Source organism: Bradyrhizobium brasilense, assembly GCF_029714345.1.
Lineage (GTDB): Bacteria > Pseudomonadota > Alphaproteobacteria > Rhizobiales > Xanthobacteraceae > Bradyrhizobium > Bradyrhizobium australafricanum.
Genome location: NZ_CP121669.1, coordinates 1,558,979 through 1,575,997, shown reverse-complemented (window position 1 = coordinate 1,575,997; position 17,019 = coordinate 1,558,979). Strand labels below are relative to the sequence as shown.

Annotated in this window: 16 protein-coding genes; 7 read left to right on the top strand and 9 right to left on the bottom strand. The window is 66.1% G+C overall.

The window, feature by feature from the left end; all coding sequences use genetic code 11:
- The first annotated feature begins 74 nt into the window (after positions 1-74).
- Together QA635_RS07155 and QA635_RS07150 are read left to right on the top strand one after the other, a co-directional pair.
- A complete protein-coding gene (locus QA635_RS07155) occupies positions 75-1,031 on the top strand; it encodes a carbohydrate ABC transporter permease (protein ID WP_283068117.1) in 957 nt (318 codons plus the stop codon).
- A gap of 46 nt (positions 1,032-1,077) precedes the next feature.
- Entirely contained in the window at positions 1,078-1,920 is an 843-nt protein-coding gene (locus tag QA635_RS07150; RefSeq protein ID WP_016840579.1) for a carbohydrate ABC transporter permease, read from the top strand.
- Positions 1,921-2,117: 197 nt separating this feature from the next.
- Here QA635_RS07150 and QA635_RS07145 read toward each other — a convergent pair whose 3' ends face one another.
- The 6 genes from QA635_RS07145 to QA635_RS07120 form a co-directional block, all read right to left on the bottom strand.
- A complete protein-coding gene (locus QA635_RS07145) occupies positions 2,118-2,939 on the bottom strand; it encodes an energy transducer TonB family protein (protein ID WP_283068116.1) in 822 nt (273 codons plus the stop codon).
- A gap of 3 nt (positions 2,940-2,942) precedes the next feature.
- The gene (gene exbD / locus QA635_RS07140) at positions 2,943-3,383 is read right to left on the bottom strand and encodes a TonB system transport protein ExbD (protein ID WP_283068115.1); all 441 of its coding nucleotides are present in this window, start codon (positions 3,381-3,383) and stop codon (positions 2,943-2,945) included.
- A 3-nt stretch (positions 3,384-3,386) separates the two neighbouring features.
- Positions 3,387-4,139, bottom strand: a complete 753-nt coding sequence (gene exbB / locus QA635_RS07135; protein WP_283071492.1) for a tonB-system energizer ExbB — start codon at positions 4,137-4,139, stop codon at positions 3,387-3,389.
- Between the two features lie 58 nt (positions 4,140-4,197).
- Positions 4,198-4,671, bottom strand: coding sequence for a heme utilization cystosolic carrier protein HutX (gene hutX, locus QA635_RS07130; protein WP_425249174.1), 474 nt, complete (start codon positions 4,669-4,671; stop codon positions 4,198-4,200).
- A 47-nt stretch (positions 4,672-4,718) separates the two neighbouring features.
- Positions 4,719-5,051: a heme-degrading protein HmuQ gene (gene hmuQ, locus QA635_RS07125; RefSeq protein WP_021080657.1), complete on the bottom strand. Its 333-nt coding sequence runs from the start codon at positions 5,049-5,051 to the stop codon at positions 4,719-4,721.
- Positions 5,052-5,198: 147 nt separating this feature from the next.
- Positions 5,199-7,544, bottom strand: coding sequence for a TonB-dependent hemoglobin/transferrin/lactoferrin family receptor (locus tag QA635_RS07120; RefSeq protein WP_283068113.1), 2,346 nt, complete (start codon positions 7,542-7,544; stop codon positions 5,199-5,201).
- Positions 7,545-7,795: 251 nt separating this feature from the next.
- Here QA635_RS07120 and hemP point away from each other — a divergent pair, with 251 nt between their 5' ends.
- The 5 genes from hemP to QA635_RS07095 all read left to right on the top strand — a co-directional run bounded on the left by hemP (position 7,796) and on the right by QA635_RS07095 (position 12,319).
- A complete protein-coding gene (gene hemP, locus QA635_RS07115; protein ID WP_283068112.1) occupies positions 7,796-8,002 on the top strand; it encodes a hemin uptake protein HemP in 207 nt (68 codons plus the stop codon).
- 8 nt (positions 8,003-8,010) lie between these two features.
- Entirely contained in the window at positions 8,011-8,961 is a 951-nt protein-coding gene (locus QA635_RS07110) for a heme/hemin ABC transporter substrate-binding protein (protein ID WP_283068111.1), read from the top strand.
- Complete coding sequence (locus tag QA635_RS07105) at positions 8,958-10,058, top strand: FecCD family ABC transporter permease (protein ID WP_283068110.1); 1,101 nt, start codon at positions 8,958-8,960, stop codon at positions 10,056-10,058. The genes QA635_RS07110 and QA635_RS07105 overlap by 4 nt, the downstream gene beginning before the upstream one ends.
- Positions 10,055-10,858, top strand: coding sequence for a heme ABC transporter ATP-binding protein (locus QA635_RS07100; protein ID WP_283068109.1), 804 nt, complete (start codon positions 10,055-10,057; stop codon positions 10,856-10,858). The genes QA635_RS07105 and QA635_RS07100 overlap by 4 nt, the downstream gene beginning before the upstream one ends.
- A gap of 108 nt (positions 10,859-10,966) precedes the next feature.
- On the top strand, positions 10,967-12,319 hold the full coding sequence (locus QA635_RS07095; protein WP_283068108.1) for an esterase-like activity of phytase family protein: 1,353 nt from the start codon (positions 10,967-10,969) through the stop codon (positions 12,317-12,319).
- A gap of 378 nt (positions 12,320-12,697) precedes the next feature.
- Here the strand turns inward: QA635_RS07095 and QA635_RS07090 are convergent, their stop codons facing one another.
- From QA635_RS07090 to QA635_RS07080, 3 genes are all read right to left on the bottom strand, one after another.
- Complete coding sequence (locus QA635_RS07090) at positions 12,698-13,534, bottom strand: enoyl-CoA hydratase-related protein (RefSeq protein ID WP_253606887.1); 837 nt, start codon at positions 13,532-13,534, stop codon at positions 12,698-12,700.
- A 169-nt stretch (positions 13,535-13,703) separates the two neighbouring features.
- Positions 13,704-15,377: a mucoidy inhibitor MuiA family protein gene (locus QA635_RS07085; protein WP_283068107.1), complete on the bottom strand. Its 1,674-nt coding sequence runs from the start codon at positions 15,375-15,377 to the stop codon at positions 13,704-13,706.
- 178 nt (positions 15,378-15,555) lie between these two features.
- Positions 15,556-16,989: an MFS transporter gene (locus QA635_RS07080; RefSeq protein ID WP_283068106.1), complete on the bottom strand. Its 1,434-nt coding sequence runs from the start codon at positions 16,987-16,989 to the stop codon at positions 15,556-15,558.
- Positions 16,990-17,019 lie beyond the last annotated feature (30 nt).

Sequence of the window (17,019 nt, the reverse complement as noted above, 5' to 3'; positions counted from 1 at the left end):
TCTCGAGATTCCGGGTCTGGTGCTAACGCACCAGCCCGGAATGACCCTGGAAGTCGGACCGAGACAAGAACCTGATGTCTGTCACCACTCTCCCCTCACGCGGCGCGGCGCTGCACCAGCCGGGCTGGCTCGCGCGCCTGTTCGACTACAAGCCGTTCCTGATCGTGATGTGCCTTGCGCCTGCGATCGGCCTGCTGCTGGTGTTCCTCACCTATCCGCTGGGCCTCGGCATCTGGCTTGCCTTCACCGACACCACGATCGGCCAGCGCGGCATCTACATCGGACTTGAGAACTTCCAGTATCTGCTCAAGGATTCCTTGTGGTGGAACGCGGTGTTCTATTCGATCTTCTACACCGCGGTCGCGACCTTCGGAAAGTTCGCGCTCGGTTTCTGGCTGGCGCTGCTGCTCAACAACCATTTCCCGTTCAAGAGCCTGATCCGCGCCATCGTGCTGCTGCCGTGGATCGTGCCGACGGTGCTCTCCGCGCTGGCGTTCTGGTGGATCTACGATCCGCAGTTCTCGATCATCTCCTATCTCCTGGTCGACGTGCTGCACTGGCGCGACAGCAATGTCGACTTCCTCGGTTCGCCCTGGCCGGCGCGGTTCTCGCTGATCGCCGCCAATATCTGGCGCGGCATCCCGTTCGTCGCGATCTCGCTGCTGGCGGGGCTGCAGACCATTTCGCCCTCGCTCTACGAGGCGGCGATGCTCGACGGCGCCACCTCCTGGCAGCGCTTCCGCTACATCACCTTCCCGATGATGATGCCGATCCTGGCGATCGTGATGACGTTCTCGATCATCTTCACCTTCACCGACTTCCAGCTGGTCTACGCCATCACCCGCGGCGGCCCGGTCAACTCGACCCATCTGCTCGCGACACTGGCGTTCCAGCGCGGCATCGCCGGCGGCGAGCTCGGCGAGGGTGCCGCGATCGCCGTCTCGATGATCCCGTTCCTGGTGTTCGCAACATTGTTCAGCTACTTCGGCCTCGCGCGCCGCAAATGGCAGCAGGGAGAAGCCAATGACTGACGTTGCAGCCCAATCCTCCAACGTCGCCAGCGCCACGCCCGATACGATGGCGTGGGACTCCCGCGCCCGGCGCGTGGTGATGATCTATCTGCCGCTGGCCTGCTTCATCCTGATCCTGCTGTTTCCGTTCTACTGGATGGCGGTCACCTCGTTCAAACCGAACGCCGAGCTGCTGAACTACAAGGAGCACAATCCGTTCTGGATCACCTCGCCGACGCTCGCGCATATCAAGCATCTGTTGTTCGACACGGCGTATCCGCGCTGGCTGAAGACCACCATGCTGGTCGCGATCGGCTCGACCTTCCTGTCGCTGTTCGCCTCGACGCTCGCCGCCTACGCGATCGAGCGGCTGCGCTTCCGCGGCAGTCCCTATGTCGGCCTCGGCATCTACCTCGCCTATCTTGTGCCGCCGTCGATCCTGTTCATTCCGCTCGCCACCGTGATCGTGCAGTTCGGCTTGTTCGATTCACCGCTGGCGCTGATCCTGGTCTATCCGACCTTCCTGGTGCCGTTCTGCACCTGGCTGTTGATCGGCTATTTCAAGTCGATCCCCTACGAGCTCGAGGAATGCGCGCTGGTCGACGGCGCGACGCGGTTGCAGATCCTGTGGCGGATCACGTTGCCGCTCGCGGTGCCCGGCCTGATCTCGGCCGGCATCTTCTCCTTCACGCTGTCGTGGAACGAGTTCATCTACGCACTCGCCTTCATTCAGAGCGGCGCCAACAAGACGGTGCCGGTCGCGATCCTGACCGAGCTCGTGACCGGCGACGTCTACCAATGGGGCGCGCTGATGGCCGGCTCGCTGCTCGGCTCGCTGCCGGTCGCGCTGTTCTACTCGCTGTTCGTCGACTACTACGTGTCGTCGCTGACCGGCGCGGTGAAGGAGTAACTGAGCTTCCGGCGTATTGAAGCGAACTCAATCTATCCCCGTCATCCTGAGGAGCGCGAAGCGCGTCTCGAAGGATCGACGGCCAGCAGCCGGGCCGTGCATCCTTCGAGGCTCGCCCAGCGGCGCAAGTGCGCCGCAAGGCTCGCACCTCAGGATGACGGAAATAGATGTGCGGCCTCTCTCAATGAGGTCGCGCACTACCGCGGCGCGAACGCGACCGGCACGGAAAAACCCATCGAGCCCTGCGTGATCTCGGACGGAAACGCCGGAAACGGCTGGGCCTGGCGCACCATCGCCAGCGCCCGCGCGTCGAAGGTCGGATTGCCGGAGGAGCCGCCGAGATGGCTCGACAGCACCTGCCCGCCGCGGCCGAGCGTGAACACCAGGCGGACCACACCGCGCTGGCCGTTACCGCCCGCGGGATAGGAATGGAAGCGCAGCAGATGCGCGCGGACGCGGGCGTTATAGGCCGCGATCGCTGACGCGGCTGCGCCGGCGCTGATCGCGGACGCAGCCGGCGCCTGCCGTTCGGCGCGGCTCGGCGCGCTGGTGCGCGGCGCCGGCGTTGCCTCGGACGGCTTCATTGCGTCCCGACGAACCACCTTCGGCTTGACCGGTTCGACCTTCCTCTCTGGAACGACTTTCGCGGGCTCGGGTTGCGGCGGCGTGATCTGCTGCTTCTGTTCCGGCGGTGCGACGACGTCGGGCTTCTCCTGCATCGGCGTCGGCGCGATCTCCTGCGGCACGGTCTGCGCGGCGGCAGGCTCCGGCGGCGACGCGTCGGCCTCCTGCACCGCCGGCCCCGGCGGCAGCTCGGTCTCCGAAATCTCCGGCGCCGAGGTGATCGGCGTCAAGTCAACGAGCACCGCCGGCACCGCAACGCCCGGCGGCGGCGCCGAGACCCAGCTCATGCCAACCGCGAGCACTGCCGCATGCGCCGCCAGGATCGCAGCCACCGACAGGCCCCAGCGCTTCAGCCAGATCTCGTCGCCCGCATCATGAAGCGCGTACGCATTCATGGATCAGCTACGCCCGTCGAGGCCGACCAGCGCGATCTTGAGATAGCCGGCGTTGCGCAGCAGGTTCATCACCTCCATCAGATCGCCATAGCTGACCGCCTTGTCGGCGCGCAGGAAGATGCGCTCGTCCTTCCTGCCTTGCGTGGCGCCATCGAGCGTCGACGTCAGCGTCTCGCGCGCGATCACGTCCTCGCCGACCGCGACGGAGAGATCGGGCTTCACGGTGACGAATACCGGCTTGTCCGGGCGCGGCTGCGGCTCGGCGGTCGAGGCCGGCAGATCGACGCCGAGATCGACGGTCGCGAGCGGCGCCGCCACCATGAAGATGATGAGCAGCACCAGCATCACGTCGATGAACGGCGTGACGTTGATCTCGTGCGCCTCGACCAGATCGTCATCGCCGCGACGCCTGAACGCGCCGCTGGATCCGAGCTTGACGCCCATCTGCTACTCCGCAGCGCGTGCCAGCCGGAACAGGCTGCGATCGCCCTCGCGGCTGACCAGCAGCATCACCATGACGGAGGCGTCGCCGAGCAACGCGCGGTAGGACGCGATCGAACGGGTCAGGTGATTGTAGATCACGACCGCCGGAATCGCGGCGACCAGGCCGAGCGCGGTCGCAAGCAGCGCCTCGGCGATGCCGGGCGCGACCACCGCGAGATTGGTGGTGTGGGCCTCGGAGATGCCGATGAAGGCATTCATGATGCCCCACACCGTGCCGAACAGGCCGACGAACGGCGCGGTGGCGCCGATCGTCGCCAGCACACCGGTGCCGCGCGCGATCTGCCGCGACGTCGCCGCCTCGACCCGTTCGAGCCGCAGCGCGATGCGCTCCTTGAAGCCGTCGTCGAACATCCCGCCGGACAGCGCAGCCTCGCGCGAGGCCGATTGCACGATCTGCGCTACCGCATCGTTGCCGTCGCGGCTCGCCTGCTCGACTTCAGCAAGCTGGGTGTCACGCTCAAGGAGGCCGATCCGCTGCCGGGCGAGCGCTGTCTTGCAGCAGATCTCGACGGTCTTGGCGAGCCAGACCGTCCAGGTGACGAGCGAGGCGAAGGCGAGCCCAACCATCACCGCCTTCACGACGATGTCGGCGCTTTCGAACATGCCCCAGGGCGAGAGGTTGCGCGGCAGCAGTGCGGCGTCGGATGCGGCAAGGCTCGCGCCCGGCAGCATGCCGAGCCCGGCCGACGCCGCCATCCCAATGCTTCGCCCAAGCCAACGCTGCGACATGATCGCCTCCCGTCCTTCGTTGGTGTCAGCCCGCCTGCGGCGCGACGCGGTCCGCCAGCGCGTGAAAGCGCGCCAGCTGGTCGCCGCGCAGCGCGCGCGTCTCGTCGCGGCCGACGAACACCTTGAACATGATGCCGCCATCGAGATTGATGAAGGCGATGAAGGCCGACACCTTGCCCATGAAGGGCCGCTCGACGAAGGCGATCGCCGCGCAGCGCTCGTGCCTCAGGTGGCCGTGCAGGCCCTTCGGCTGCATCAGGTTGAAATAGCCGCGGCCGACCTCGCCGTTCGGAATGGCGCCGGTGAACTCGAAGATCGCGTCATCGGTGTGCACGATCAGCGTCACCTCGCCCCACTCCGCGATGTCCTGCATCGCGGCGGCAAATTCACCGGCGCCGATCCGCACCATGCTCTCGGGGAGCGCCTCGAGCACCGCGCGCGGCGTCACCTTGCGCTCACGCGCGACGTCCTCGATCACAGCGCCGGGATTGTCGGCCATATGGGCCTTCAATCCCGCGAGCTCCGCGTTCTGCACGGCCGCCTCCGTCACGCCGGGCTTTTCGCGCGCTCGGTGATCAGCACCTCAAAACCCTCGAATTTGGGATGGCCGAGATAGAGGCTGCCGCCGGTCTCGTTGCCGGCGCGCGAATGGGCGCGGCGGAACGCATCGGATTTGGTCCAGTCCTCGAACGCCGCCTTGCTGGCCCAGACGGTATGGGTCGCATAGAGCGTGTGGTCCTCGGCCTCGGGGCCCTTCACCAGATGAAATTCGATGAATCCAGGCAGATCGCCGAGATAGGATTCGCGCGTCTTCCAGACCGTCTCGAACGCCTGCTCCTTGCCCTTGATCACCTGGAACCGGTTCATTGCGATGAACATGAAAACTCTCTCCTGTTTGACGGCGGATGCCCGGATCCTGCCGGTTGATCTCGTTAATAACATGAACGCGCCAAGGAATGCGCCAAGGCCGCGCTGGGGGCACCAGCGCGGCCGGAGCAACCTGGATGGAATGATCGGCGTCTCGCGTTACGCTCCACCTAGGTGAATCCTGAGCCCGGCCTTGTAGACGGTGCCCGGACCGGGGCTCGAGAACAGCACGTCGTTCTGCGTCGTGCCGTCGGTCGAGGAGCCCGGGATCGCATAAGGCCGGTAGTACTGGTTCAAGAGGTTGTCGACCGACGCCGTGAAGGTGATGTCCTTGGTGGCGTTCCAGGTCAGATAGAGGTTGACGAGTTCGTAGCCGGTCGAGGGCAGATAGCCCGCCGGCAGGTCGTTGTTGGCGCCGAACGAGGACCATTGCGCGGCAATGATCAGCGAACGGTCGAGCAGCCGCACGCCGCCCGTCGTCGTCACCTTGCGCGGCGTGATAGTGGCGAGCCCGACATTGGTCTGGGTGTTCCGGCCGCGCATCAGATGGCCGGCGACGCCGACGAACCAGTCGCCCGCATCGTACATCGTCTCGAGCTCGAATCCCTCGATGCGGGCGTGGGCGATGTTCTGGTACTGATAGAACTGGCTGAACCGTCCGAACGGCGTCAGGGTCGGCGTCGAGGCGACGAGGTCGATATAGCCGTCGACGTCGTTGCGGAACACGTTGATCTTGCCGCGGAACGAGTCGTTCGCGGTGAAGATGCCGTCATATTTCAGGTTGATGCCGGCTTCCTTGTTCTTGCCGACCTCCGGCCGCAGCGCTGCATTGGGCAGGAAGCAGAACAGGCCGCTGGTGCCGTCAGGGCAGTTGAACAGCGCCGGCCCGCCTCCGGTGGCGTGGCCGCCCGCGATCAGCGTCTCGGTGATGGACGGCGCGCGATAGCCTTCGGCATAGCTGACATAGGGCGTGAAGCCGGCAACCGGCGTGACGCCGAGCGTGATCTTCGGCGACAGCCGGTCGCCGCTGGTCGTGGTGTTGATCGAATTGAGCTCGTAATGGTCGTAGCGAACAGCGCTGATCAGCTCGAGCCAGGTCGAATAGTTCTGCTTCAGCTGCACGAAGCCGCCGGACACCGTGCGCTGGCCGCCCGGCGTCGTGATGTTGGAATTGCCGCGCGAATCGAACGTCTCGACATCGTCGCGGAAGGCGTCGAAGCCGTATGTCACGGCGTTGCGCCAGTCGCCGAAATTGAAGCGCGAGGTGTTGTTGACGTCGACACCAACCGTATCCAGCAAATAGCCGCGCTTGTCGCCGACGCAGCCGGAAATGTTGTTGCCGGGATTGGCGAGCGTGCAGACCCCGCCGCCGGTGGTGATGCGGTTGTTGTAGGTCTTGACCTGATCGTTGTCGGTGCGGTTGCCGTAGACCGAGATGTTCCAGTCGAACAGCATGTCGTCTGGCTTGGAATATCGCCAGCTCAAGGTGCCCGTGTAGTTCTTCGCGTCGGAGGCGTAGACCGAGGAGCCTGCGATGGCGGCGAGCGGCGCCGCCGTCGTGGTCGGGCCGCGGTTCGGCTGACCGATATTGTACTGATAGTCCTGGAAGATGCCGCCGATCTTGAATTCGTGGCCTTCGGCCGGGCGGAACGTCACCTTCATCAGGCCGGCCGCGATATCGTTGCCGGTGTTGCCGATCTCGGCGCCCGCGCCGTCCTTGTAATTGCCCTGGGTGCGATAGACCGCGCCGCCGAACACATCGACATTCGAATCGACGCGTACGCCGCCGAACACGGAGCCCATGCCGCGGTCCGTGTTGGTGCCGTAGGAGCCCGACATGTCGACACCCCAGCGCTCGCCGGGACGCACCACGTCGTCGATGTCCTTGGTGCGGAATGAGACCACGCCGCCGATCGCGCCGGAGCCATAGATGTTCGCGGTCGGGCCGCGCACGACGTCGACGCCGCCGATCAATTCGGGATCGAGGAAGAACGAGCCGTTGGCGTTGTGGCCGGTGCGCTGATAGTTCTGCCGCGCGCCGTCGACGACAACAGCGACCCGGCCGAAATCCTGCAAGCCGCGGATATTGATGACAGTCGCCGGATCGTCGCCGCGCTCCTGGACCGAGACGCCGGGCACATTGTAGAAAATATCGGAGAGCCGGTTCGGCTGCAGGCCCTGGATCTTCTCCAACGTGACGGAGCTGACCGGCGCCAGCGCATCGATCGCACGCTCCTCGGTCTTGGACGCCACCGCCGTGATGGTGTCGAGCGATTGCACCGGCACCGCGCCGATCTGCGCCCGCGCGTTCATCGCCGCCGGCGCCGCCTGAGCTTCGGCCGCCGGCTTCGGCTTCCGCTTGGCCTGCTTCGGCCGCTCGGTCGCCGGACGTGGAGCCGACGGATCGGCGGTCTGCGCGAAGCCGCGTTCCGGCAGTGCTGCCGCAAATGAGAACACCGACGCGCTCAAAATCAAGGCGCGCGAAACCCTAGCCCCGTCAGCCATTCTAGCCCCAGCCTGATCATCGCTTTTCTGGTTTGGCTGGCGTGCGCTCTCTGACGAGCGGCTTGCTGGCTACATCGCGATCAAGCCACCGCTTGCATCGCGTGAGGATTGGTTACGAGCCGGCAACAAAACGGTCAAGAATGCGGCGGCGCTGTTTATATCGATTGTAAAGTGCGGCCGTTGGAATGCGCCTTCGCCCGCTTATACAAGCAAACACCATTTGAAAATTTTCGCAGGCGCAGCACCACAATATGTCCGCAGCTTCCGGAGACAATATCGGCGCAGCCGGAAACCACACCGAGCCTGCATCCGGCGCGGCCAAAACGCTGATCATGCGCGGAAATCGTCTCGACAGTCGCGACCTGTTCGCTGCGGAGCGCGAGATCATCATCATGCACGGCGAAGAACATTACCGGTTGCGGCTGACCTCGCAGAACAAGCTGATCCTGACCAAGTGACGGCCCCGATGACAATTTGTCGCACGCTCGCTTTGCTCGCCTTCTCCTGCCTGCTGCCGATCGAAGCCGTGACGGCCGAGGGCATCACCGTGCATGACGCACGCGACCGCGACGTCATGATCGACAATCCGTCGCGCATCGTCTCGATCGGCGGCGCGATCACCGAGATCCTCTACGCCCTCGGCTTCGAGGACCGCATCGCCGGCGTCGATGCGACCAGCCTCTACCCGCCGGCTGCGCTGCGCGAGAAGCCCGACGTCGGCTACATGCGCCAGCTGTCGCCGGAGGGCGTGCTTGGCCTGCACCCGTCGCTGGTGCTCGCAGTGCAGGGCTCCGGGCCGAAGGAGACTATGGACGTGCTCGAGGCGGCCAAGGTGCCGCTGGTGCTGGTGCCGGAGACGTTCTCGGAGGCCGGGCTGGTCGAGAAGATCAGGTTGGTCGGACACGCCATGGGCGCCGATCCGCGCGCCGCCTGCCTGACCACGGCGGTGGAGAGCGATCTCGCGCAACTGCGCGCGCTGCGTGCTCGGGTGACCAAGCCGGTGCGCGTGATGTTCGTGATGTCGCTGTTGAATGGCCGGGCGATGGCGGCGGGCCACAAGACCGCGGCCGACGAGATCATCCGGCTTGCAGGCGGCGTCAACGCCATCGACGGTTACGACGGCTACAAGCCGGTCAATGACGAGGCCATCGTGGCGGCGAAACCGGATGTCGTGCTGTCGATCGATCGCGGCAAGGACTCGCTGACGTCGGATGCCGTGTTCGCGCATCCGGCCTTCGCGCTGACGCCGGTCGCGGCCAACAAGGCCTTCATCTCGATGGAAGGCCTTTATCTGCTCGGCTTCGGACCGCGCACCGCGGCCGCGGCACGCGACCTCTCGGTCAAGCTTTATCCGGCGCTGGCGCCGGAGGCCGACAACTTCAAGCCGGCAGCGCTGAACGCGAATTGCCGGCAATGAGCGTGCTGGCCGAACGCCGCTTGCGTGCGAAACGACGGCGCGCCGGCATGTCGCTGCGGCCGGCCGCGACACTCACCCTGCTCTGCCTGCTCGCGGCGCTCGCGGGCACCGCCTTGGTCGCCCTGACGGTCGGGGCCGCCGGCATTCCAATGGCGCGGCTTCCGGCAGCGCTTGGGCTTTGGGCTGATCGTGTCGCCAACCCGCTGCTCGCACGCGACCAGCTCGTGGTGTGGTCGATCCGCATCCCGCGGATCGCAGTGGCGGCGATGGTCGGCGGACTCCTTGCCGTATCAGGCTCGATCATGCAGGGCCTGTTCCGCAATCCCCTCGCCGACCCCGCGCTGGTCGGCGTCTCCTCCGGCGGCGCGTTTGCCGCGGCGGCCGCGATCGTGTTCACCGACAGCCATCTCGGCGAAAGCCTGCGCTTCCTGCAACATCAGCTGCTGCCGATCGCGGCCTTTGCCGGCTCGCTGATCACGACCATCGTGCTTTACGGCATCGCCAGTCGCGGCGGCCGTACGTCGATCGCGATCTTCCTGCTGGCCGGGCTTGCGATCGCCGCGATCGCCAATGCCAGCATCGGCCTCCTGGTGTTCGTCGCCGACGATCGCCAGCTGCGCGACATCACCTTCTGGCTGCTCGGCTCGCTCAGCGGTGCGACCTGGAGCAAGCTCACGGCGCTGGCGCCGGTGCTGGCGGTCGCGCTGGTCGCCTGCCTCTCGATCGCGCGCGGGCTCGACGTGCTGGTGCTCGGCGAGGCCGAGGCGTTCCACAGCGGCGTCGACGTCGAACGGCTGAAGCGGATTTCGATCGTGCTGGTGTCGGCGATGACCGGGGTCGCGGTCTCGGTCTGCGGCGTGGTCGGCTTCGTCGGCATCGTGGTGCCGCATCTGTTGCGGCTGGTGATCGGGCCCGCACACCGGCTGCTGCTGCCGGCGTCCGCACTGCTCGGCGCCATCCTCCTGGTCGGCGCCGACACCGTGGCGCGCACCATCGTGGCGCCCGCGGAAATGCCGATCGGCATCCTGACGGCGGCGATCGGCGCGCCGTTCTTCCTCGCCATGCTGCTGCGGCAGCGCGGACTGGTGTCGCTGTGACGGCCCTGCTCGAAGCGCAGTCTGTATCGATGACGGTCGGCGGCGCGACGCTGGTCGATGCGGTGTCGCTGCAGATCGGTGCCGGCGAGATGGTCGCGATCGTCGGTCCCAACGGCGCCGGCAAATCGACCCTGCTGCGGATGCTGTCGGGCGACGTGCGCCCGTCGCGCGGGGCGATCAGGCTGAGGCAGCGCGACCTGCAAACTTACGGACCACGCGCGCTGGCGCAGCACCGCGCGATGCTGTCGCAGCACGTCAGCGTCACCTTCCCGTTCACCGTCGAGGAAATCGTCAGCATGGGCGCCGGCGAAAGCCCGCGTGCCGTGGCGCGGGCGCTGGTCGAGGCGGCGCTCGACGAGGTCGGGCTCGCGCGTTTCCGTTTCAGGCAATTGCCGACGCTGTCGGGCGGCGAGCAGCAGCGGGCGCATTTCGCCCGCGTGCTGGTGCAGCTCGCCTGCGGCGAAGCGCTGCATGGACCGGGACTGCTGCTGCTGGACGAGCCGACCTCGAGCCTCGATCTGCGGCACCAGATCGACCTGGTCGAAACGGCGCGGCGGCGCGCCGCCCGCGGCACCGCCGTGATCGCGATCCTGCACGACCTCAACCTCGCGATGCGGTTCGCCGACCGCATCCTGCTGCTGCACCGCGGCCGGCTTGCCGTCGACGGCGACCGCACGGCGGCGATGAAGACCGAGACGCTGCGCGAGATCTTCGAGATCGACGCCGCGATCGCCTACACCGGAGGTGGCGTGCCGTTCCTGCTGCCGCAGACGATGCAGCCGGCGGGCAAGGCGACGTAACGCCGCAAGCCTTATCCCGCCGCAACATCCGCGGTTCACAAAACTGTCAGCCGGCTGTAACAGGCGGCTCGGAGAACACCGCATCGTTTATCCTTTGGGAGATCAACCATGCGCCTGTCCCTGCTCTGCTCCGTCGCCTCGATCCTGCTCGCCACATCGGCGTTCGCGCAGGGTGAGGGCGAATTCCCGGCGACGCTGGCGGGACACGCCGTGATGCCGGCGGAGAGCTTCATCGACGCCCCCGCCGACGCCCCTGATGATCTGAAGACCTCGGGCAAATACACCACCGGCAAGCGCGTCGACGCCATCGGCACCGTGATGGGCAAATCCTACGAGCGGCCGACCGGCGTGTCGCTGCCGTTCAAGGGCCAGCCGCTGCAGGGCCACTCCGGCATCAAGGTGATGCCCGACGGCTCGTTCTGGGTGATCACCGACAACGGCATGGGCTCGCGCTACAACTCGGCGGACTCGATGCTGTACCTGAACCGGCACAAGATCGATTGGGCGAGCGGCAAGATCGAGCGTCAGGAGACCGTGTTCCTGCACGATCCCGACAAGAAGGTGCCGTTCCGCATCGTGCACGAAGACACCGCCAAGCGCTATTTGACCGGCGCCGATTTCGACACCGAGGGCTTCCAGATCATCAACGACATTTTCTGGATCGGCGACGAGTTCGGACCCTACATCCTCAAGGCCGACAAGACCGGCAAGATCCTCGCCGTGTTCGAGACCGTCGCCGACGGCAAGCCGGTGCGTTCGCCGGATCACTGGGCGGTGCAGTCGCCCGGCGCGCCCGGCGCCAGCTACACCAACGTCAACCTGCGCCGCTCCAAGGGCTATGAAGGTTTTGCGTCCTCCAAGGACGGCAAGTTCCTCTACGGCCTGCTCGAGGGGCCGCTGTGGGATGCCGACAAGAAGGATTGGGAGAAGGTCGACGGCAAGGAAGCCTCGCGCATCCTGGAATTCGACGTCGCGGCGGAGAAGTTCACCGGACGCTACTGGCAGTATGTGTTCGAGCAGAACGGCAATGCGATCGGCGACTTCAACATGATCGATCCGGCTCAGGGCCTCGTGATCGAGCGCGACAATGGCGAAGGCACCGCCGACAAGGCCTGCCCGCAAGGCCAGCGCGGCGAGAACTGTTTCCCTGACCTCGCCAAGTTCAAGCGCGTCTACAAGATCGAGCTGTCGGATGCCAATGTCGGCAAGCCGGTGCGCAAGATCGCCTATATCGACCTGATGAAGATCCGCGATCCCAACAAGAAGGCCCGCAAGCCGCTCAACGACGGCGTCTACACCTTCCCGTTCTTCACCATCGAGAATGTCGACCGGGTCGACGAGACCCACATCATCGTCGGCAACGACAACAACCTGCCGTTCTCCTCGAGCCGCGACCCGAACAAGGCCGATGACGACGAGTTCGTACTGCTCGAGGCCGGCGACTTCCTGAAGGCGAAGTGAAGGGCTGCTTTCGCGGATCACAACGATGTCGTCGCCCGGCTCGACCGGGCGACCCAGTATTGCAGAGACGTCCGAATTTAGCGGACAAGCCGCGGCGTAGTGGATGCCCCGCTCAAGGCGGGGCATGACAGCGAATATGCGGATAGCGTGATGCTCATCCCGGCACGACAGCCATTCCGTCCTCCCCGCGCAAAGGCTTCGCCTTTGTCGCTGGAGGTGCGAGCCTTGCGGCGCAATTGCGCCGCTGGACGAGCCTCGAAGGATGCACGGCCCCCGATGCAGCCGCGCGGAGACAGCCGGGCCGCGCCTTCGAGACGGCCGCTTTGCGGCCTCCTCAGGGTGACGGTGATACAGCTCAGCGCGCCGCTTGCGTGATCGTCACTCCTTCTTCGTCCGGTAATCCCCGAACGTCGTGTCGCGCTGGTCGAGCTGGGCCTTCACGCTGCCGCCGTCGCGGCGGAAGCCCGCCATGTAGGCCTTGCTGGCCTCGGTCGTGAAGGCCAGTGCCTGGATCTCGGTGCCGGCCCGCATCGCGGCGCGGGCACCCATGATTTCCATCGCGCGGTGGACGCTGCGCTTGTTGAGCTGTTGCAGCTCGATCGGCACCTTGGCCGCGCGCTCGGCGAAATCCAGCGTCTTCGCCTCCAGCTCGGCGAGCGGAAACGATCGGGTCGCATAGCCCCATTCGGCGGCCTCGCGGCCGGACATCGCGTCGCCCGTCAGCATCAATTCCATGGCGCGGCGCATGCCGACCAACCACGGGTGATACTGCATGTCGGGCGGGCTCATCAGCCGCACCGGCGGATAGCCGATCTGGGCGTCGTCGGCGACGTAGACCACGTCGCAGGCGGTCGCGAGCTCGGTGCCGCCGGCGAGGCAATAGCCGTGCACCTGCGCGATCACGGGCTTTGCGAGATCCCAGATCGAGAACCAGCCCTCGACGACATGGCGCGACCATTGGCCGGGCCCGGATGCCGAGTGATAGGGCTGGTCGACGCGATTGTCGGCGGAGAGATCGTAGCCCGCCGAGAAGCAGGGTCCGGCGCCGCGCAGGATCGAGATCGAAATTTCGGGATCGCGGTCGGCCTGCTCCAGCACCTCGAAGATCTCGCCGCGCAGGCGATTGTTCAGCGCGTTGCGCTTTTCGGGGCGGTTCAGCGTGATGCGGCGGACGCGCGGACGCGGATCATCGACGATGATGTGCTGGTAGCTCATGGATCCTCCCGATCTCAGGCCTTGTTGCCTTTGGCAAAGTGATGCCCGAGATCGGCAGGGTTGTCATCGGCAGATGACGCAGGTCCTCATAGCGTTTTCAAGCGAAGTGGGTTCCGGTTCGCGTGAAGAAAACGCGTCAAGCAACAACGCTAGAGCCCCGGCACGGGCTCTAACCCGCCGGCACCATCACGATGCCCTTGTCCTTGGGCCAGCGCATCCGCCAGGCGAAATTGATGTCACGGATTTCGCCGGCCTTGGCCTCGAACGCCCATTCCAGCACGCCGCGCTTGTCGCGCAGGTTGGTCGTCGTCGCCGGCGTCGACGACGGCAGCATCTCGACCACGATATCGTCGTTCTCGCTGACCGGGAGCTGATCCTGGATCGCGACCTTGATCGGGAAGTCGTGGCCGTTGCGCACCGTGGTCTTGAAGGCGCGCTCGTCGGTCTTCGACGTGGTCACGATCAAGCCGGCGGAGCCCTCGTTGCGCTTCACCACCGTGCGCTCGATCTTGACCTTGTCGTCGGCGCCGAAACCGAGCCGCACGGTCTCGTCCTTGGCGGCGGTGGCCATCCGGCTGCGGCCGACAAAGATACCGTCGCGGTAGATCGAGATTTGCCCCGGCAGCAACGGCGCATCGTCGGCCTGCACGAAGCTCGCTTCCAGGAACGCGGTCGGGTCGATCACCGGAACGGCGCGAACCGCGAGATCGGGGGTGATGGTCGCCGTCGAGATGCGCAGGCTCTTCGCGCCCTCATTGGCGGCAACGCTGACGCGGCCGGGAATCTTGAAGGTGGCCTGGAAGGCGCCGACCTCGGCGGTGGCTTCCAGTTCGTCCATGCGTCCCCCACCAAAGCGGAATTGCTGAACCGCGTCGGCGGCCGGCGCGGGTGCCAGCGCCTCGCGCGACCGCATGCTGGCCTCTCCCGAAAGCTTCGCCAGCGGCCGCGGCGGCTGCGGATATTGCACGATCAGCGAGCGGAGGTCGGGCGCATTGCCGCCGCGCGCGACCCGCACGGTGGAGACGACGAGCGCCACGTTCGACCAGTCCTCGCCGGTCGACTGGGTGATCTCGGCGCGGCGGACCAGTTCGATCGCGGGCTTGCGGTCTTTGGCGCCGGTGTCGAGCCGGGCGTCATAGAGCGGCGTCCAGCGCGCGTTGGGAACCGCATAGGTGACCCGCAAGGTCGCCTTGGTCGCCGCTTGCGAGGCGACATCGATCCGCACCTCGACCTTGCTCGGCGGCTTGCTGGTGCGATCGGCTGCGAGCTGCGCAAGATCGCGGTCGATCACGCGGATCTTGCGCTCGGCGTCACGGATCGCGCTGTCGGCGGTTGCGACCTCATCCGCCACCGCCGAGAACGCCGCGCGCCACTCGCTGAGCGGACGCGCCTCGCCCTTTTCGCCGAGGCCCGCGGGTGACGCCTCGGCAAACCGCTCGGCAAATTTGCGCCGCGCCTCGGCCGCGCTGATCAGTCCCTGCAAATCGGCGCGCTGATCGTCAAGCGCCTCGATGCGCTTGTCGATCTCGGAGAGATTTTGCGGCAGCAGCGGCCCCGGCAGCTTGGTGTCGATCGCGCCTATCGTGAGCTTCGCTCCGCCCTCGCCTTCGACCCGCAGCGAGGACGGATCGAGCCCGATCGGGAAATCCCTGGCGATGAGGGTGTTGTCGCCGGCAGGCAGATCCAGCGTGATGACGCGGGTGACGCTCGCGCCATCGGGATAGACGGTCACGGCATCGACCTGCGAGGCCGCATCGAGATTGGCCGCTTGCAGCGGCCCGGCAACCAGCGCACCCGCCAGCACCAGGCTGGTGGTCACAAGATAATTCGCAATTCTACACATGACATCCCTCCGGAAAAACGCCGCATCGCGCGCGAGACGAACGGCGCGCCGGGCTCGAGGGCGCGTCGTTTCTCGTGGTGAGACGCGGCGAGGAAGGAACTGGTTCGATAGAGGCTTCCCTGCGGCGCGACGATGGCGTCGCCGCGGCCGCCGCATGGCGCGGCGATGTCTTTCGGCGCTAGCGATCTGCCTTGCGCCGAATGAACAGATAATTCGGCACGAAGCCGGCCAGGGTGATCGCGATCATGATCCACCAGCCGCGCTGAAACGCCGCGATCCGCTCGGTCATCGAAACCGGCGTTGCAAGGATCGCGACGAAGATCGCGACGCCGATCGCCAGTGCCGCCTGCCGGATCATGTTGATGACGCCGGAGCCGGTGGCAAACGACGATGGAGGCAGCGCGCCGGCGCCGACGCCCATCAGGGTCGGAAAGGTCAGCCCGACGCCGATACCGATCAGCATCACGCCCGCGACGACGGCAGGCGCATTGGGTTCGGCCCCGAGCAGCGTCGCCCAGATCGCGAGGCCGGCCGCGAACAGCAGGATTCCGGCGGAGACGACGGCCGCGGCACCAAACCGCGCAATCAGCCGGCCGGCAAACAGCAGCGAGGTGATCGGCACCATCAGCGGGCCGGGAGCGATCGCAAGGCCGGTCTTCAACGCCGACCAGCCCCATACCGTCTGCTCCCACAAGGCGCAGGACAGCAGCATGGCGCCGAAGGCCGCCGAATAAGGCGCCATCACCAACGACGCGCCGGTGAACGGCCTGACCGCGAACAGCGCAGGATCGACGAAGGGATTCCTCGATCTGAGGCAATGCCACGCGAAGGCGGCGAGCGAGACGGTCGCGACGGCAAAGCCGAGCACGACGCCGCGCGAACTCCATCCCCAATCGTTCGCCTTCACGATCGCAAATGTCAGCGTACCGATACCGGAGGTCACCAACAGCGCCGCCCATGAACTCGGACGCGGCACGTCGTGACCGGGCACTTCGGGCAATTTCAGCCAGCCGACGATCAGCGCGACGACGCCGATCGGGACATTGACGATGAAGATCCAGCGCCAGTCGAAGGTGACCAGCACGCCTCCCGCGAGCGGGCCCAGTGCGGCGGCAAGGCCGCCGATCGCCGTCCAGGTGCGCACCGCCCCGGCGCGTTGCTCGGGCGGAAACGACGCCAGCAGCAGGCCGATCGAGGTTGGCGTCATCAATGCCGCACCGGCCGCTTGCGCCACGCGCGAGACGACCAGGAACTCGACACTGGAGGCCAGCGCACATGCCGCTGACGCGGCCGTGAACAGCGCGACGCCGAGCAGGAAGCTGAGATTGCGGCTGTGGCGTTCGGCGAGCCGTCCGAAGAACACCAGCAACGCCGCGTAGGCAATGGCGTAGGCATTGAGGATCCAGGACAGATCCTCAAGCGAGGCGCCGCGAAATTCCTGCGCGATGTTCGGCAGCCCGACATTGACGATGAACAAATCGAGATTGGCGAGGCAAATTCCGACCGACACGATCGCAAGCACCTGGCGCGGGGTTGCGGTGGCGACGCCGGACCGCGGCCGCGCATCAGGTTCGACGACCAGATCGATGGTCTCCGCCTCTACCTCCGACATCGCACCCTCCAAAATACGTGCATATGCATC

Coding starts and splice junctions, on each gene's coding strand:
- QA635_RS07155 (WP_283068117.1), top strand. CDS start 75: ATGTCTGTCACCACTCTCCCCTCACGCGGCGCGGCGCTGCACCAGCCG.
- QA635_RS07150 (WP_016840579.1), top strand. CDS start 1,078: ATGGCGTGGGACTCCCGCGCCCGGCGCGTGGTGATGATCTATCTGCCG.
- QA635_RS07145 (WP_283068116.1), bottom strand. CDS start 2,939: ATGAATGCGTACGCGCTTCATGATGCGGGCGACGAGATCTGGCTGAAG.
- exbD (WP_283068115.1), bottom strand. CDS start 3,383: ATGGGCGTCAAGCTCGGATCCAGCGGCGCGTTCAGGCGTCGCGGCGAT.
- exbB (WP_283071492.1), bottom strand. CDS start 4,139: ATGGCGGCGTCGGCCGGGCTCGGCATGCTGCCGGGCGCGAGCCTTGCC.
- hutX (WP_425249174.1), bottom strand. CDS start 4,671: ATGGCCGACAATCCCGGCGCTGTGATCGAGGACGTCGCGCGTGAGCGC.
- hmuQ (WP_021080657.1), bottom strand. CDS start 5,051: ATGTTCATCGCAATGAACCGGTTCCAGGTGATCAAGGGCAAGGAGCAG.
- QA635_RS07120 (WP_283068113.1), bottom strand. CDS start 7,544: ATGGCTGACGGGGCTAGGGTTTCGCGCGCCTTGATTTTGAGCGCGTCG.
- hemP (WP_283068112.1), top strand. CDS start 7,796: ATGTCCGCAGCTTCCGGAGACAATATCGGCGCAGCCGGAAACCACACC.
- QA635_RS07110 (WP_283068111.1), top strand. CDS start 8,011: ATGACAATTTGTCGCACGCTCGCTTTGCTCGCCTTCTCCTGCCTGCTG.
- QA635_RS07105 (WP_283068110.1), top strand. CDS start 8,958: ATGAGCGTGCTGGCCGAACGCCGCTTGCGTGCGAAACGACGGCGCGCC.
- QA635_RS07095 (WP_283068108.1), top strand. CDS start 10,967: ATGCGCCTGTCCCTGCTCTGCTCCGTCGCCTCGATCCTGCTCGCCACA.
- QA635_RS07090 (WP_253606887.1), bottom strand. CDS start 13,534: ATGAGCTACCAGCACATCATCGTCGATGATCCGCGTCCGCGCGTCCGC.
- QA635_RS07085 (WP_283068107.1), bottom strand. CDS start 15,377: ATGTGTAGAATTGCGAATTATCTTGTGACCACCAGCCTGGTGCTGGCG.
- QA635_RS07080 (WP_283068106.1), bottom strand. CDS start 16,989: ATGTCGGAGGTAGAGGCGGAGACCATCGATCTGGTCGTCGAACCTGAT.